Source organism: Brotonthovivens ammoniilytica, from assembly GCF_025566885.1.
In the GTDB taxonomy this organism is placed as follows: Bacteria; Bacillota; Clostridia; order Lachnospirales; family Lachnospiraceae; genus Brotonthovivens; species Brotonthovivens ammoniilytica.
This window is the reverse complement of sequence record NZ_JAOQJQ010000007.1, coordinates 104,541-120,755: the sequence shown is the minus strand read 5'-3', so window position 1 is coordinate 120,755 and position 16,215 is coordinate 104,541. Positions and strand designations below refer to the sequence as shown.

The window sequence follows — 16,215 nt, the reverse complement described above, 5'->3', positions numbered from 1 at the left end:
TTACCATTTCCTGAAAAATTCATGAACAAAATATAAAAATAGCTGGCAATCTTTTGTGGGATAACGTATACTGAAACAAGTTCTATGTAAATGAAAAATTTTGGAGGATTAATATGAGCGAAACAGCGGAAAAGATAACAATTGTATTAGGTGAATATAAAGGAATTAAAATCCCTAAACAGGAAGTAACTGTAACAGAGGAAGAAATTGAGGCAGAATTAAAACGCGCCCAGAAAATGGCGGCGAAAAAAGCTGCAAAAGACGGTGAGGCTGAAACCGGAGATGAAACTGTGATTGATTTTACAGGTTACATTGACGGCGAAGCGTTTCCGGGTGGAGACGGAAAGGATTATCCACTTATTCTTGGCTCCGGTTCCTTTATTCCCGGATTTGAGGAGCAGCTGCTGGGAAGCAAAAAGGGTGATCATGTGGAAGTAAAGGTTTCTTTTCCGGCCAATTATCATGCGGCAGAATTTGCAGGAAAAGCAGCAGTTTTTCAGGTAGATGTCAAGGAAGTGCGCACAGCCAAGATGCCGGAAATAGGAGATGAGATGGCAGCAGCTGTTTCTCCGTGTAAAACGCTGGCAGAGTTTAAAGACTATATCAAAAGTGAAATTGTAAAACATAAAGAACAGGAACTGTCTGTGGAAGTTGAGAATGCCATTGTCAATAAGATTATGGAAACTACAACAATTACCGTTCCAAAGAAAGATATTGAGACAGCAGCAGAGAATTTAAAACAGGGATTTATCAATCAGCTGACCAACAGCGGCCAGACCCTGGAAGCTTATCTGGAATATAACGGAATGACCATGCAGCAGTTTGAGGACAGCGCAATTGCTCAGGCAGAGCATATGATCAAAGGCCAGAGCCTTTTAGCAGAAGTTGCAAAGCGGGAAGGCTTAGAAGTAATGGAAGCGGAACTGGAAAGAGAGCTGCGGGGCATGGCAGTAAGCTACCAGATGGATCAGGAAAAACTGAAAGAACTTCTAGGAGAGCAGGGACTGGAATTGGTGAAACAGGATATTGCTGCAGGAAAAGCAATGGATTTCCTTCTGGCATCTGCAATTCAGGAATAAAAATTCTCAGGTGTGAGTTATGGCAGGGAGTAAAAACGCATCTATGTGTGAATTTTGTTCCAATTACATATACGATGAAGACGACGACTGTTATTACTGTGATGTAAATCTGGACGAGGATGAAATGTACCGTTTTTTAACAGGTACATTTCGGGCATGTCCTTATTATCAGTCTGATGATGAATATAAAATTGTAAGGCATCAGATGTAGGGCCTTTTGGGGGGGATATTGCAGGATAGCTGATTAATCAGCTGTTCTGCAATATCCCCCCCCTTATTGTTTTCTGAGTGAGGTCATGCAGGTGGATGGATGTTCTGATATCGGCATAATTACATAAAAATATTCTGAAAGTCCTGTTTATGGTACTCTGATTTTGCGAAAATACGTACAGAAACAAAACGTATCAGCAAAAGGAGTGATTATTCAATGAAAGGTTATGTTACAGAAGCAGGTTACATGGGACTTGTAGACGGAAGATATATGCTTTTTTCAGATGAGGCTGATTATCGGGATTATCTGTCGGAGTAGTGTATTTTCAACTGGTGACACCAGATAAAAAATGTAGTATAATTCAGTAGGGATGTTGCAGAATGATAAGAGAAACAAAGTGCAGCATCCTTTCTGTTGTGTGAAGAAACGTGTACACGGTACATGTCCGCATACAGTATTTGCTATTTTGCAGCAATCAGCAGCGGATGCGCTGGTATGGAGGACTTTATGAATAAAAAAATCGTATTGATTGACGGACACAGTATTTTAAACAGAGCTTTTTTCGGGATTCCCGATCTCACCAACTCTGAGGGCCTGCATACCAATGCAGTGTATGGATTTTTAAATATATTATTTAAAATACTGGATGAAGAAAAGCCGGATTACTTAACGGTAGCTTTTGACGTTCATGCGCCTACTTTCCGCCATAAAATGTTTGAAGACTATAAGGGAACAAGAAAGCCTATGGCAGAGGAACTGCGCCAGCAGGTTCCCGTTATGAAAGAAGTGCTTCAGGCAATGGGAATTGTGATTATGGAAAAAGAAGGGTATGAAGCGGATGATATTCTGGGAACCATTGCAAGGCAGTGTGAGGAGGCCGGGCTAGAAGTCAGTATCGTGTCCGGCGACCGGGATCTTTTGCAGCTTGCCACAGAACATACAAAAATCCGGATACCCAAGACCAAACGGACCGGAACGGAAATTGAGGATTATTACGCCCGTGATGTAGTGGATAAGTATCAGGTCACTCCAGGGGAGTTTATTGATGTGAAAGCTCTTATGGGAGACACGGCGGATAATATCCCGGGGGTTCCGGGAATTGGAGAAAAGACAGCGACCAATCTGATTACAGCATTTCACAGTATTGAGAACGCCTATGAGCATCTGGAGGAGATCAAGCCTCCCCGGGCACAGAATGCTCTGCGGGAGCACTATGATATGGCCTGTATGAGCAAAACTCTGGCTGCCATTGATGTACATGCCGGGATTGAATATCAGATCGAAGATGCGCTTTTAAAAGATTTTTATACAGAAGAAGCTTATGTATATTTCAAACGCCTGGAGTTTAAAAATATGCTGTCCAGATTTGAACTGGATACTCCGAAAAATCAGGCGGAACAGCATTTTAAAACCATTACCATGCTGGATGAGGCGGAGACCTTTTTTGCGGAAGCCAGTCAGGAGCTGGGCCGGTCAAAGGCAGCGACGGGAATTGCCCTGATTGCAGAAAAGGGGCAGATCTATGGAATATCAGTGAGCCTTTCTGAAGAAAAAACGGTCTTTATAAAAACAGAAGGATTTTTAACAGAAAGCTATCTGCTTGAAAAAATCCAGATGCTGGCATCTTGTGCAGCATTGCTTGTAACACCTGATTTGAAAGCTCTGCTCAAACAGATCAGTATCCCGGAGGAGCAGAGCTGTTTTGATACGACCATTGCTGCCTATTTATTGAATCCTTTAAAGAATGAATATTCTTATGATGATCTGGCAAAGGATTATCTGAATCTGATGATCCCGTCACGGATGGATTTAATTGGAAAGCTGAGTTTTGCAAAAGCCAATGAGGAAAAGGAAGAGGAGTTAAACCGTCTTGCCTGCTATACCGCTTATATTTCCCTGGCCTGCCATACGGCTCTTGAGAAGCAGTTAGAGGAAACACAGATGTTAAAGCTGTACCGGTCGGTGGAAATGCCCCTGGCATTTACACTGGCGGATATGGAGATGGAAGGAATCTGTGTGGATGCAGAGGCTCTTAAAATTTATGGAGAAGAGCTGTCGGTGAAAATTCAGGAACTGGAACAAAAAATCTATGACCAGGCCGGGGAACGTTTTAATATTAATTCTCCAAAGCAGCTGGGGGGAATTTTGTTTGATAAACTGAATATGCCAAATGGCAAAAAAACAAAAACAGGTTATTCCACAGCGGCGGATGTTTTAGATAAGCTGGCTTTGGATTACCCAATTGTTTCTGATATTCTGGAGTACCGTCAGCTGACGAAGCTGAAATCCACATATGCAGACGGACTTGCCGCATATATTTTAACAGACGGGCGGATTCACGGCACCTTTAATCAGACCATTACAGCAACCGGACGTTTAAGCAGTACGGAACCGAACCTTCAGAATATTCCCATTCGAATGGAGCTTGGGCGTCTAATCCGAAAGGTATTTCTGCCAAAAGACGGATTTGTTTTTCTGGATGCGGATTATTCTCAGATTGAGCTGCGTGTGCTGGCCCATATGTCTGGGGATAAAAATCTGATTGAGGCATATAGACATGCAGAAGATATTCATCGGGTAACGGCTTCCCAGGTGTTCCATACGCCCTTTGAGGAGGTTACCGATCTGCAGAGAAGAAATGCCAAGGCCGTAAACTTTGGGATTGTCTATGGAATCAGTTCCTTTGGACTGAGCCAGGATTTAAGCATTACAAGAAAAGAAGCGGAAATGTATATCAAAAGTTATTTTGAAACGTATCCTGGTATTAAAGAATTTTTGGACAGACTTGTAAAGGATGCGAAAGATACCGGCTATGCTGTTACAATGTTCGGACGGAGAAGGCCGGTGCCGGAACTGTTTTCAAGCAATTTTATGCAGCGTTCCTTTGGAGAACGTATTGCCATGAATTCGCCTATTCAGGGAACGGCGGCGGATATTATTAAAATTGCCATGAACCGTGTGAGGGCAAGACTGAAAAAAGAACAGCTGAAATCAAAGCTGATTCTTCAGGTGCATGATGAACTGCTGATTGAGACAGCAGACAATGAAGTGGAACAGGTGAAGCAGATTTTGAATGAAGAAATGCAGAATGCCGCGCATTTAGAAGTACGTCTGGAGACGGATACCAAGGAAGGAAGCAACTGGTATGAAGCCCACTAGAGAGGAATAAAAGATGCTTTTTATAGGAATTACAGGAGGTGTGGGGGCCGGAAAGTCAGAGATTTTGTCCTATCTTCGGAAAAATTATAATGGAGAAGTTCTGCTGGCGGACCAGGTGGCCCACGATCTGATGGAACCGGGAACAGAATGTTATCAGAAAATCAGGGAATGCTTCCGGGAGGAGCAGATTTTTGGCCCGGAGGGAAGTATTGACCGGGCAGCTATGGCGAAAATTATTTTTTCCAGTGAGGAAAAGCGTGAGGCATTAAATGCCATTGTACACCCCCAAGTGAAGGCGTTTGTGCTGCAAACTGTTCAGAAAGCCCGGGAAGAAAAGATACTGGATTTTGTTGTATTGGAAGCGGCATTGCTCATTGAAGAACAATATGATAAAATCTGTGATGAATTATGGTATATCTATACTTCAGAAGAAAACCGTACAAAGCGCCTGATGGCATCTAGAGGATATACCCAGGAAAAAATACGAAATATATTTGCCAGTCAGCTGTCGGAACAGGCCTACAGACAAAGCTGTCTGGCAGTGATTGACAATAACAAAACGCCCAAAGAGGCTTATTCTCAGATAGACAGGCTTTTGCAGGCAAAAGGAATTTATCCTGTCGGTAAATTTGTGACAGGTGCGGAGGAATAAACATGGAGTTATGCAGTATAGCCAGCGGAAGCAGCGGAAACTGTATTTACGCTGGCACAGATCAAAGTCATATACTGGTGGATGCCGGGATCAGTGGTAAACGGATTGAAGCCGGTTTAAATGAAATTGGACTGAAGACGGAAGAAATACAGGGAATACTGGTGACTCATGAGCATGTGGACCACATAAAAAGTCTTGGAGTGCTGGCCAGAAAATACGGGATTCCCATTTATGCCACAGCAGGAACTATTCAGTGGATTACAGAGCGGCAGGCCATTGGGAAAGTGGATGAAAGCCTGTTTCATCCGGTAGTGCCGGAACAGGATTTTAAGATTGGAGATCTGACGGTATGCCCTTTAAGGACTTCTCATGATGCTGCAGAGCCTGTAGCATATATGATGAAAAACCAGGGAAAATCTATGGCAGTGCTTACCGACCTGGGAAAATATGATGATTATCTTGTGGACAAGCTGCAGGGATTAGATGTATTATTGTTAGAAGCAAATCATGATGTACATATGCTGGAAGTGGGAGGCTATCCCTACTATCTGAAAAAAAGAATCCTTGGAGACAGAGGACATTTATCCAATGAGTTGTCCGGCCAGCTTCTTGGCAGACTGCTCCATGACAAATTCCAGAAAGTAGTTCTGGGCCATTTGAGTAAAGAAAACAACTATCCACAGCTGGCTTACGAAGCTGTGCGGCTGGAGATTACGATGGGCGACAGTCCTTATAAAGGAAGTGATTTTCCCATTCAGGTAGCAAAAAGAGACCAGGTATCGGAACTGGTCTGCGTCTAAAAGAGATGTTTCAAATAAATGAAATATATAACAAAGAGAGGAACAGCGGGAGAACCCGCGGAGGGAAGAGATGGATAATACAGCAAACAGAACAGTAATTACAGTAGTAGGAAAAGATACCGTAGGCATTATTGCGAAAGTATGTACTTATCTTTCAGAAAATCATATTAATGTACTTGATATTTCTCAGACGATTGTACAGGGATTTTTCAATATGATGATGATTGTGGATATGAAAGATGCGGCAGAACCTTTTGCGGAATGTGCAGCTCAGCTGGAAAAACTGGGTGAAGAGATTGGCGTTTCCATTAAATGCCAGAGAGAAGAAATTTTTGATAAGATGCACAGACTGTAAAGAAAAAAGATAAAGGGGAATACACGCATGATTAATATGTTTGAGGTAAACGAGACCAATAAAATGATTCAGCAGGAAAACCTGGATGTGCGTACAATTACACTGGGTATCAGTCTGCTGGACTGTATTGATTCTGATCTCGATAAGTTAAATAAAAATATTTATGAAAAAATTACAACGCTGGCAAAAGATCTGGTAAAGACAGGACGGGAGATTGAGCGGGATTATAGTATTCCCATTGTAAATAAGAGAATTTCCATTACTCCTATTGCACTGGTTGGAAGTGCAGCCTGCCATACGTCGGATGATTATGTGACGCTGGCAAAAACACTGGACAGAGCGGCAAAAGAGGTTGGAGTTAATTTTATCGGAGGTTATTCCGCACTTGTGTCAAAGGGAATGACAAAAAGTGATGAGCTGCTGATCCGTTCCATTCCGGAAGCGCTGGCATGTACGGAAAGAATCTGCAGCTCTATCAATCTTGGTTCAACAAAAACCGGTATTAATATGGACGCCGTAAAACTTATGGGCGAGATCATACATATGACGGCGGAGTACACAAAGGAAAACGATTCTCTTGGGTGTGCAAAGCTTGTGGTATTCTGCAATGCCCCGGATGATAACCCGTTTATGGCAGGAGCCTTTCATGGCGTAACGGAAGCGGATGCTATTATTAATGTGGGCGTCAGCGGACCGGGAGTTGTAAAAAAAGCGCTGGAGCAGGTGCGGGGAGCCAACTTTGAAGTACTTTGTGAAACCATTAAAAAGACCGCCTTTAAAATTACAAGAGTGGGCCAGCTGGTTGCCCAGGAAGCGTCTAAACGCATGGGGATTCCTTTTGGAATTATTGATCTGTCCCTGGCTCCTACACCGGCGGTTGGAGACAGTGTAGCTGAAATTTTAGAAGAAATCGGTCTGGAATATGCAGGAGCTCCGGGAACTACCGCCGCTTTGGCGCTGTTAAATGACCAGGTGAAAAAGGGCGGTATTATGGCGTCATCCTATGTAGGCGGCTTAAGCGGAGCTTTTATTCCGGTAAGTGAAGATCAGGGAATGATAGATGCAGTGCTGGCCAATGCACTGACACTGGAAAAGCTGGAGGCTATGACCTGCGTATGCTCAGTGGGACTTGATATGATTGCGGTGCCGGGAGACACCTCAGCCAGCACACTGTCCGGTATTATTGCAGATGAGATGGCTATCGGAATGATCAATCAGAAAACAACAGCTGTTCGTTTAATTCCGGTAATCGGAAAAGACGTGGGGGACCAGGCAGAATTTGGAGGTTTACTGGGTTATGCACCCATTATGCCGGTCAATCCGTACTCCTGTGAAGCATTCATAAACAGAGGAGGACGAATCCCTGCCCCGGTCCACAGCTTCAAAAACTAAGCAATTTCACCGAAGGTGAAATAAATGAGGGAGTATCAGGGGGAAATGGAGACATTTCTCCCTGCTTTTGCTCCATAGGAAATACCGTGTTGTGATAAAACTGAAAAGTAGGAAGTGTTGAGTATGAAATGGAAATTAGAACTGCCGGCAGAGGAATCAAAGATGCTGTTTTCCAGGCAGGATCTGGTGAAACTGATGATACCGCTGGTATTTGAGCAGCTTTTAATGATGCTGGTGGGTGTGGTAGATACGGCCATGGTTTCAAGGGTTGGGGAGGCAGCAGTTTCGGGAGTTTCCCTGGTGGATATGATCAATCAGCTGATTATACAGATTCTGGAGGCCTTGGCTACAGGAGGAGCTGTAATTGCGGCGCAGTATATCGGGCACCGGGAACATAAAAAATCCTGTCAGACAGCGAATCAGCTTATGATTGTCGTAACGTTGATTTCTGTGGGAATTATGGGCTTGATGTTTCTGATCAAAGGTCCTGTGCTGGGAGGTCTTTTTGGAAATGTTGACGATACTGTAATGACAAGCGCCATGACATATCTGATGATTTCTGCAGTTTCTTATCCGTTTTTAGGTATTTACAGTGCGGGAGCGGCATTGTTCAGATCCATGAAAAAAACTAGTGTGACCTTATGGATGGCGGCCTTAATGAACATTGTAAATATCATTTTTAACAGCATATTTATATTTGGCCTTGATATGGGGGTGGCAGGAGCCGCTCTTGGTTCTTTGGCCGGGCGTATGATTTCAGCTGTGGTAATTACACTTCTGCTGCTAAATAAAAAACAGATTGTGCATCTGGAGAAAATTACAGGTCCTGTATTTGACGGAACTCTGATTCGGAAAATATTATATATCGGCGTTCCAAATGGTCTGGAAAACGGTATGTTTCAGTTTGGAAGGATTCTTGTGGTGGCGATTGTATCCGGCTTTGGTACTGTACAGATTGCAGCAAATGCAGTTGCCAATAATATAGCCGGTATCGAAGTGATTCCGGGATTTGCTGTTGGTATTGGAATGATTACGGTAATTGGCCAGTGTGTAGGAGCAGGAGATTACAAACAGGCAGAATATTATACGAAAAAACTCAACCGCCTTGCAATGGCAGTAATGTTCCTTTATAACGGAGGGATTCTTCTGCTTCTGCCTTTAATTTTAAAAGCATATGTACTTTCCCCGGAGACATTGCAGATGGCAGTGATACTCCTTGTAATCCACGGTGGATTTGCTATGTTTTTGTGGGCGCCGTCCTTTGTAATGCCCAATGCCCTTCGGGCCTCTAATGACGTGAAATTTACGATGACGGTTTCCATGGTTTCCATGTGGGTCTGCAGAATACTGTTCAGCGTTATTCTTGGGAGATTTGCCGGACTTGGAGTTATAGGAGTGTGGCTTGCAATGGTACTGGACTGGGTATTCAGGCTTATTTTCTTCCGGGTTCGTTTCAGAAGCGGGAAATGGCAGCGTATTAAGCTGATTTGAGGCTTTCTTTCAGGGCTGTATCCAGAAATAAAAAAGGTGTTGACAAAGCAGAAGGAAAATTATATTATAGTTGCAAGCAAAAGGGAGTAGCGACGCGAATGCGCTTCGAAATCGTCAGTACAGTGCAGATGCACTCGGTTAGAATTAAACAGCAAGACTTTTGTCATACGTTGTGTGTGGCAGAAGTCTTTTTTTACTCTATAGGGATACTGTGTTGTGATAAAGCTGAAAGGTGCCGATTCCTATAGAGCAAAAAACACTCCGCTGTAGATCGCACTGCGGCTGATATCCCTTGCTAAGGAGGATATATGAAACGGAAAAAAGAAAAAAAATTTAAAAACTGTGAGGTGCCTCCGGGGCAGAAGAAGCAAAAAAATTCTGCAGCCGGTAAAATTAAGCTGAAATCAATACTGATAGCTGCTGTTGTCACAGCTGTTGTACTTGCGCTTACTTTTTACTTTACATTGTTTGCTATTAATGTGCAGTCAGCAGGATTCTGGGCGGCGGTTATCGGCGGAACAATTTTATTCCTGGCCGTAAAAGCAATTGCCTATTTTTCTCTGAGCATTACAAGCCGGGATATTCAGCAGAGTGAGAGAGAATATCAGAATTATAAGAATACAAAGCAATTTGTAATTCCGGGAGTGATTATTCTGGCAGCAGCTGTAATTGCCATACTTGGCTCTCCTATGTTCCATGCGGGAAAGTATTCCTCTATTTTGAAGGTAGAAGATTCGGTATTTGAGGAAGACCTTGCAGAAACTTTAAATACGGATTCCATTGCCCTGATGGATACTTATTCCGCACAGATGCTTGGAGACCGTGAAATCGGTTCTCTCTCAAATGTGGTCAGTCAGTATAATGTGGCTTCTGACTATACCCAGATTGATGCCAATAAGGCTCCGTTGAAGGTTGCACCTCTGGAATATGCAGGATTTTTTAAATGGATTAATAACAGATCTGACGGCATTCCGGGATATGTAACGGTAGATCCGGTTTCTATGTCTGCAGATTACAAAGAAGCTGCAGAAGGCATGAAATATGTACCTTCCGCTTATCTGGGACAGGATCTGGCCAGACATATCAGAATGCATTATCCTACAGCGGTTTTTGGAAATCTGCATTTTGAGATTGATGAAGAGGGAAATCCGTATTATATTGCAACTGTTTACAAAAAGACTGTATTTTTATTTGGAGGAAAAACTGTAAAGGGCGCTATTATTGTGGATCCGGTGGATGGCTCATCGCAGTATTATGATGCTGCAGATGTACCAAACTGGGTGGATGTGGTTTATGACGGCGATCTGCTTTGTGAACAGTATAACTGGTATGGAAAATTGCAGAATGGTTTCATTAACAGTGTCATAGGAAAAAAAGGCTGTAAGCGTGTCACCATGTATACCACAGATGAAGAGACTGATCAAAACGATGCAGTTCCCCTTTCCGATTATGGATATGTTGCAAAGGATGGAGATATCTGGATTTACACAGGCATTACATCGGTGAATGGAGACAGTTCTAATATTGGTTTTATCATGGCGAATGAGCGTACAGGTGAAACTCACTACTATGAAATTGCCGGGGCTGATGAGAAATCGGCTATGTCCGCCGCAGAAGGTGAGGTACAGGAAAAAGGATACCAGGCAAGCTTCCCGTCTCTGATCAATGTAGATGGAGAACCTACTTATATTATGGTTTTAAAGGATGCCAGCGGACTGGTGAAGCTGTATGCAGCAGTAAATGTGGAGCAGTATAATCTGGTAACTACCGCTTCTACCCAGGAAGAATGTATTCAAAAATACAGGAATCTGATTGGCACCGGAGAGGCAGTACAGGAAGAAGACAAGAAAGAGGAGCCGTCAAAGCAGCCTGTAGAGGCAGAGGGAAGTAAAACGATTACCATTGCTGATATAAAACTGATTGATATTGATGGAAATACCTATATTTATATTATCACCGGCGAGAAGGAAATTTTCCGCCAGAAAGTATCGGAAAACGAGAATCTGCTCTTTTTAGAAAAGGGTGATAAAATTACGGTATCTTACAGCGGAAAAGAAATGGTATCCTATACCCCATCGAAATAAAAGCTAAAGATATAGATACAGACAGGTAACTGTTTCGTATTATGGTATAAAAAACAGATGCAGGAACCGTTTTTGGTTTTGCATCTGTTTTTTGGCTGGCATCAAAACTATAACTCAATCATATGCCTTAACTTTTCCCTGGCCCGTGTCAGCCGGGAGCGTACGGTTCCTTCCGGAATTTTCATGATTTCGCTGATTTCCACAGTAGAAAATGATTCGTAATAGTATAGAATCACAACGATTCTGAACTTGGGTTCCAGAGTCATAACCATATCCAGCAGATCGCTGTATTTGGTTTCTGTGACAGATCCAGACTGAAGGAGATCAATATCTTCAGTCAAAATGGAACGCTTTCTTTTCCTTAACATCGTTTTTGCTACAGACATTACAATTTTCATAATCCAAGGGCGGAATTTTGTTCTGTCTCTTAAATCATTTCTGTGCTCAAAAGCTTTGGTAAGTGCTTCACTGACCGCATCCTGTGCATCGGCTTCATTGTTTAAGATTGCATATGCCAGGTGGTATAAGCCGGTCTGATATGCTGAAGCGTAATCTGCAAACTCATCATTTGTAATTTTATCCATTGTATTTCCTGCCTAACTTTATCTTTTGCTGTGAAAGACTTCAATATATATGACGCGCCAACAGCGAAATCCGCTCCCGGCAATTTAAAAATATTTATGCGTTCAAAAGGAATGGGCACGGCATGGAATATGTATGATCCTTTCTTTGCGGGATCATGGTTTTATTACTGTAACATAAGATATCAGATCTGCATATGGAACAGGCGTCCCAAGCAGGCGGGAAACACAGCGGTGTGATAAAAAACATGTTATGATAAGAAGATCTTTGGAACCAAAAATAAGAATTGGCCAAAATTTGTTTCAGACAACAGATTTAAAAGTATAAATTATTTTACAACTGAAACATATTAATTGTACTTATAAATTCCAGTAAATAATTTAATACCATCAAAAACGGACCTTCGTTGTAAAAAGGCCGGCCTCATGTTAAACTTTAATAGAAAGTTATCTGTCCTGACAGGCAGTGCCTCATAGCTTTAAAGAGGGATGATGTTATGGCGGCCCCTGGCTGCAGGCGGAGGGTCCTGAATGTGGGATCTTTTTGCAGAAGAACTGGTCATACTTAATAAGGAGGATTTTCCGTATGGAAAAGTTATCAATTGAGAAACGTTTGAAAGAAAACGATTATCCGGGACGTGGAATTATCATTGGAAAAACAGAAGATGGAACAAAGGCTGTGACAGCTTACTTTATTATGGGAAGAAGCGCAAACAGCAGAAATCGTATATTTGTGGAGGAAAAAGACGGAATCCGTACGGAGGCATTTGATCCTTCAAAGCTTGAAGATCCCAGTCTTATTATTTATGCTCCTGTTCGTGTACTTGGAAATAAAACAATTGTAACTAACGGAGATCAGACAGATACGATCTATGAACTGATGGACAAACAAATGACCTTTGAACAGTCACTGCGGGGGAGAACTTTTGAACCGGACGCACCAAATTACACTCCGCGGATTTCTGGTATTATGCATGTGGAGGATGGAAAATACAGCTATGCCATGTCTATTTTAAAGAGTAACCACGGGGATCCGGCCTCTTGTAACCGTTATACATTTGCATATGAAAATCCGGCAGCCGGGGAGGCCCATTTTATTCACACATACATGGGAGACGGCAGTCCGCTTCCAAGCTTTGAGGGAGAACCAGAGCTTGTGGATGTTCTGAATGATATTGATGCTTATACTGACCTGCTCTGGAACAGTTTAAATGAAGAGAATAAGGTTTCTTTATTTGTGCGGTACATTAATATCGAAGATGGCTCTTATGAGACACGAATCGTAAATAAGAATCAATAAGGGGGCATACAGATGAATGAATTAGAATTGAAATACGGATGTAATCCAAACCAGAAACCATCCAGAATTTATATAGAAGAAGGAGAGCTTCCAATAAAAGTGCTGTGCGGTAAACCAGGATATATTAATTTTCTGGACGCTTTTAATGGCTGGCAGCTGGTGCGGGAATTAAAAATGGCAACAGGCCTTCCCGCAGCCACATCCTTTAAACATGTTTCCCCGGCAGGGGCAGCAGTAGGACTTCCTTTGACTGATACAGAAAGTAAAATATACTGGGTGGATGATTTAGGAGAATTATCTCCCCTTGCCTGCGCCTATGCAAGAGCCAGAGGTGCGGACCGTATGTCTTCCTTTGGAGATTTTATTTCTTTATCAGATGTGTGCGATGTATCTACTGCAAAGATTATTAAGCGTGAGGTATCAGACGGAGTCATTGCGCCCGGATATGAACCAGAAGCGTTAGAGATTCTGAAAGGAAAAAAAGGCGGAAAATATAATGTCATTGAAATAGATCCGGAATATGTTCCAAATCCGGTGGAGCATAAAGAGGTATTTGGAATTACCTTTGAGCAGGGCCGGAATGAACTGAAAATAGACAAAGATATGCTAAAAAATATTGTAACGGAAAATAAAGAGATTCCGGAACTTGCCCAGATTGATTTATTGATTGCTTTGATTACTCTGAAGTATACACAGTCTAATTCTGTATGCTATGCGAAAGGCGGACAGGCTATTGGAATCGGAGCAGGACAGCAGTCCAGGATTCACTGTACCCGTCTTGCAGGACAGAAAGCAGATAACTGGTTTTTGCGCCAGTCTCCCCAGGTTATGGGCCTTCAGTTTGTGGCCGGCATTAAACGGGCAGACAGAGACAATGCCATTGATGTGTATATGGGTGAGGAGTATATGGATGTGCTGGCCGACGGCGTCTGGGAGACAATCTTTAAGGTGAAACCGCCGGTATTTACACCGGAAGAGAAAAAGGCGTGGCTGGCGAAAAATACAGATGTTGCTCTGGGATCTGATGCATTTTTCCCCTTTGGAGATAATATAGAGCGGGCATATAAAAGCGGCGTTAAATATGTTGCGGAACCGGGCGGGTCAATTCGCGATGATCATGTAATTGATACCTGCAATAAATATGGAATGGCAATGTGCTTTACAGGCATCCGTCTGTTCCATCATTAAAAACAATCAGAGAAACAGTGTGTGGCTGCAGAATTTGAATTCTGCAGCCATTTTCGTTATACTGAATAAAAATGGATGATGAAAAGGGGAGAATTATGACGCGAATACTGCTGGTAGAAGATGATAAATGGATTATAAAATCTCTCACAGAGTTTTTAAAGGAAGAGGGATTTGAACTTTTTACAGCCTGCGGCCAGAAAGAAGCTCTTGACAGATTAAAAGAAAGAGAATATGATCTGGCCCTTCTGGATGTATCCCTGCAGGACGGCAATGGTTTTTCTGTCTGCTCTGCAATAAAAAAAGAGATGGATCTGCCAGTGATTTTTCTCACCGCATCTGATGATGAATATAGTGTAGTAACGGGGCTGGATTTGGGGGCGGACGATTATATTTCAAAGCCGTTTCGGCCAAGAGAACTGGTATCTAGAATCCGCAGCGTGCTTAGGCGTACTGGAAAAAAAAGAAGCGTGATCTGTATGGGGGCTCTTCGGATTGATCCGGAAAAGGGAAGTGTGTTAAAAAATGGCAGAGAAATCAGCCTGTCTGCGTTAGAGTACCGTCTGCTGCTGTTGTTTGCCGGAAATCAGGGGATGATTTTGAGCAGAAGCAGAATCTTAGAGGAGATCTGGGATGTATCCGGGGAGTTTGTAAATGATAATACATTGACGGTTTATATTAAAAGGCTCAGGGAAAAGGTGGAAGATGATCCTCAGAATCCTGAAATGATAAAAACTGTACGCGGGCTGGGATATAGAATAGGAGAATAGGACATGAAATTGCTAAGGAATGCGCAGGTGAGAAATCATCTGATTTTATATTGTGTTTTATCATCAGGTGCTGCTGTCCTGGGGTTTTTGCTTTGCAGAGAATCGGGCTTTTTAATCTGCATTCTGGGTGCCGTGTTTATCGTATTATATCTTATGGAAATGAAAAAGCGTTATCGGCATATGGAAGCGTTTGTCTCCCGTGTGGACGCTGTGCTCCACGGAGAGGAACAGATATGTTTTTCAGACTATCAGGAGGGGGAATTAAGTCTTTTAAGAAACGAAGTAGTAAAGCTTACTGTCAGGCTGCGGGAGCAGGCAGAGCAGCTGAAAAAAGATAAAATTCTGCTGGCAGATTCCATTGCCGATATATCCCACCAGATTCGGACGCCTCTGACTGCGCTGAACCTGTTGACAGTTTCTATGCGCAGTCAGGAGCTTACAAAAGAAGACCGGCGGGTAAAGCTTATGGAGATGAGTCAGCTTCTTGAGCGGATTGAGTGGCAGATTTCAGCTTTATTAAAAGCAGCAAGGTTAGATGCCGGAACCGTGGAGCTTGAAAAGCAGGAAATTTCTCTAAAACGATTAATAGAAAAAGCAGCCGAACCCCTTTTGATTTCCATGGAATTAAGAGAACAGGAGCTTTTGCTGAATTTGTCAGGCAATTTCTGCGGAGATTTTATGTGGACTGCAGAAGCTGTGGGAAATATTCTGAAAAACTGTACGGAGCATGTGCCTGCAGGAGGTAAAATCAGTGTAACTGCCAGAGAGAATGCACTGTATTCAGAGATATTGATTTCGGATACCGGAGAAGGATTTGATACAGAGGATCTGCCGCATCTGTTTGAACGGTTCTATAAGGGAAAAAATGCTGGCAGCCAGAGTATTGGGATTGGTCTGGCGCTGGCCAGGATGATTATTGTACGTCAGGACGGAATTATTAAAGCGGAAAATCAAAAAGACAAAGGGGCTTTGTTTACCATTAAATTTTATAAGAGTGTGATATAAAAAGTTCCAGAAGATTTCATAATAAGAACTGTGGAGTGTAAGGCCCGGGGCAGGGATGGGGCGCTGTTTTTTGATGGATATGATATGTGACAATTCTGTCACTTAAAAGTCATCGGGACGTCATTTGAGCCTGTTATGCTGAGAGCAGAAA

14 protein-coding genes are annotated in these 16,215 nt (G+C 42.7%); 13 read left to right on the top strand and 1 reads right to left on the bottom strand.

The genetic code is table 11. The features are described from left to right. Nucleotides 1-113 precede the first annotated feature (113 nt). From tig to OCV88_RS14275, 9 genes are all read left to right on the top strand, one after another. Nucleotides 114-1,079, top strand: coding sequence for a trigger factor (gene tig, locus OCV88_RS14315; RefSeq protein ID WP_158426124.1), 966 nt, complete (start codon nucleotides 114-116; stop codon nucleotides 1,077-1,079). 19 nt (nucleotides 1,080-1,098) lie between these two features. Then, the gene (locus OCV88_RS14310; protein ID WP_158426123.1) at nucleotides 1,099-1,290 is read left to right on the top strand and encodes a DUF6472 family protein; all 192 of its coding nucleotides are present in this window, start codon (nucleotides 1,099-1,101) and stop codon (nucleotides 1,288-1,290) included. 507 nt (nucleotides 1,291-1,797) lie between these two features. After that, nucleotides 1,798-4,449 carry a DNA polymerase I gene (gene polA / locus OCV88_RS14305; RefSeq protein ID WP_262591393.1) on the top strand — a complete coding sequence of 884 codons (2,652 nt, stop codon included), beginning with the start codon at nucleotides 1,798-1,800 and terminating at the stop codon, nucleotides 4,447-4,449. A gap of 13 nt (nucleotides 4,450-4,462) precedes the next feature. Beyond that, entirely contained in the window at nucleotides 4,463-5,101 is a 639-nt protein-coding gene (gene coaE, locus OCV88_RS14300) for a dephospho-CoA kinase (protein ID WP_158426121.1), read from the top strand. Nucleotides 5,102-5,103: 2 nt separating this feature from the next. Then, the gene (locus tag OCV88_RS14295) at nucleotides 5,104-5,901 is read left to right on the top strand and encodes an MBL fold metallo-hydrolase (RefSeq protein ID WP_158426120.1); all 798 of its coding nucleotides are present in this window, start codon (nucleotides 5,104-5,106) and stop codon (nucleotides 5,899-5,901) included. Nucleotides 5,902-5,971: 70 nt separating this feature from the next. Beyond that, on the top strand, nucleotides 5,972-6,256 hold the full coding sequence (locus OCV88_RS14290; RefSeq protein ID WP_158426119.1) for an ACT domain-containing protein: 285 nt from the start codon (nucleotides 5,972-5,974) through the stop codon (nucleotides 6,254-6,256). A 27-nt stretch (nucleotides 6,257-6,283) separates the two neighbouring features. Further along, nucleotides 6,284-7,648, top strand: coding sequence for a PFL family protein (locus tag OCV88_RS14285; protein WP_158426118.1), 1,365 nt, complete (start codon nucleotides 6,284-6,286; stop codon nucleotides 7,646-7,648). Nucleotides 7,649-7,771: 123 nt separating this feature from the next. Then, nucleotides 7,772-9,139 carry an MATE family efflux transporter gene (locus OCV88_RS14280; RefSeq protein WP_262591390.1) on the top strand — a complete coding sequence of 456 codons (1,368 nt, stop codon included), beginning with the start codon at nucleotides 7,772-7,774 and terminating at the stop codon, nucleotides 9,137-9,139. 308 nt (nucleotides 9,140-9,447) lie between these two features. Beyond that, a complete protein-coding gene (locus OCV88_RS14275) occupies nucleotides 9,448-11,223 on the top strand; it encodes a hypothetical protein (protein ID WP_262591388.1) in 1,776 nt (591 codons plus the stop codon). A gap of 107 nt (nucleotides 11,224-11,330) precedes the next feature. Here OCV88_RS14275 and OCV88_RS14270 read toward each other — a convergent pair whose 3' ends face one another. Next, entirely contained in the window at nucleotides 11,331-11,807 is a 477-nt protein-coding gene (locus tag OCV88_RS14270) for an RNA polymerase sigma factor (RefSeq protein ID WP_158426117.1), read from the bottom strand. Nucleotides 11,808-12,390: 583 nt separating this feature from the next. Between OCV88_RS14270 and OCV88_RS14265 the strand changes: the two genes are divergently transcribed. The 4 genes from OCV88_RS14265 (at nucleotide 12,391) to OCV88_RS14250 (ending at nucleotide 16,064) form a co-directional block, all read left to right on the top strand. Next, complete coding sequence (locus tag OCV88_RS14265; protein ID WP_158426116.1) at nucleotides 12,391-13,104, top strand: IMP cyclohydrolase; 714 nt, start codon at nucleotides 12,391-12,393, stop codon at nucleotides 13,102-13,104. 12 nt (nucleotides 13,105-13,116) lie between these two features. Beyond that, a complete protein-coding gene (locus tag OCV88_RS14260; RefSeq protein ID WP_158426115.1) occupies nucleotides 13,117-14,292 on the top strand; it encodes a phosphoribosylaminoimidazolecarboxamide formyltransferase in 1,176 nt (391 codons plus the stop codon). A 95-nt stretch (nucleotides 14,293-14,387) separates the two neighbouring features. After that, entirely contained in the window at nucleotides 14,388-15,059 is a 672-nt protein-coding gene (locus OCV88_RS14255) for a response regulator transcription factor (RefSeq protein ID WP_158426114.1), read from the top strand. Between the two features lie 3 nt (nucleotides 15,060-15,062). Further along, nucleotides 15,063-16,064: a sensor histidine kinase gene (locus tag OCV88_RS14250; RefSeq protein WP_158426113.1), complete on the top strand. Its 1,002-nt coding sequence runs from the start codon at nucleotides 15,063-15,065 to the stop codon at nucleotides 16,062-16,064. Nucleotides 16,065-16,215: the final 151 nt, after the last annotated feature.

Coding starts and splice junctions, on each gene's coding strand:
- polA (WP_262591393.1), top strand. CDS start 1,798: ATGAATAAAAAAATCGTATTGATTGACGGACACAGTATTTTAAACAGA.
- OCV88_RS14255 (WP_158426114.1), top strand. CDS start 14,388: ATGACGCGAATACTGCTGGTAGAAGATGATAAATGGATTATAAAATCT.
- OCV88_RS14285 (WP_158426118.1), top strand. CDS start 6,284: ATGATTAATATGTTTGAGGTAAACGAGACCAATAAAATGATTCAGCAG.
- OCV88_RS14270 (WP_158426117.1), bottom strand. CDS start 11,807: ATGGATAAAATTACAAATGATGAGTTTGCAGATTACGCTTCAGCATAT.
- OCV88_RS14250 (WP_158426113.1), top strand. CDS start 15,063: ATGAAATTGCTAAGGAATGCGCAGGTGAGAAATCATCTGATTTTATAT.
- OCV88_RS14310 (WP_158426123.1), top strand. CDS start 1,099: ATGGCAGGGAGTAAAAACGCATCTATGTGTGAATTTTGTTCCAATTAC.
- OCV88_RS14290 (WP_158426119.1), top strand. CDS start 5,972: ATGGATAATACAGCAAACAGAACAGTAATTACAGTAGTAGGAAAAGAT.
- OCV88_RS14275 (WP_262591388.1), top strand. CDS start 9,448: ATGAAACGGAAAAAAGAAAAAAAATTTAAAAACTGTGAGGTGCCTCCG.
- OCV88_RS14295 (WP_158426120.1), top strand. CDS start 5,104: ATGGAGTTATGCAGTATAGCCAGCGGAAGCAGCGGAAACTGTATTTAC.
- OCV88_RS14280 (WP_262591390.1), top strand. CDS start 7,772: ATGAAATGGAAATTAGAACTGCCGGCAGAGGAATCAAAGATGCTGTTT.
- tig (WP_158426124.1), top strand. CDS start 114: ATGAGCGAAACAGCGGAAAAGATAACAATTGTATTAGGTGAATATAAA.
- OCV88_RS14265 (WP_158426116.1), top strand. CDS start 12,391: ATGGAAAAGTTATCAATTGAGAAACGTTTGAAAGAAAACGATTATCCG.
- OCV88_RS14260 (WP_158426115.1), top strand. CDS start 13,117: ATGAATGAATTAGAATTGAAATACGGATGTAATCCAAACCAGAAACCA.
- coaE (WP_158426121.1), top strand. CDS start 4,463: ATGCTTTTTATAGGAATTACAGGAGGTGTGGGGGCCGGAAAGTCAGAG.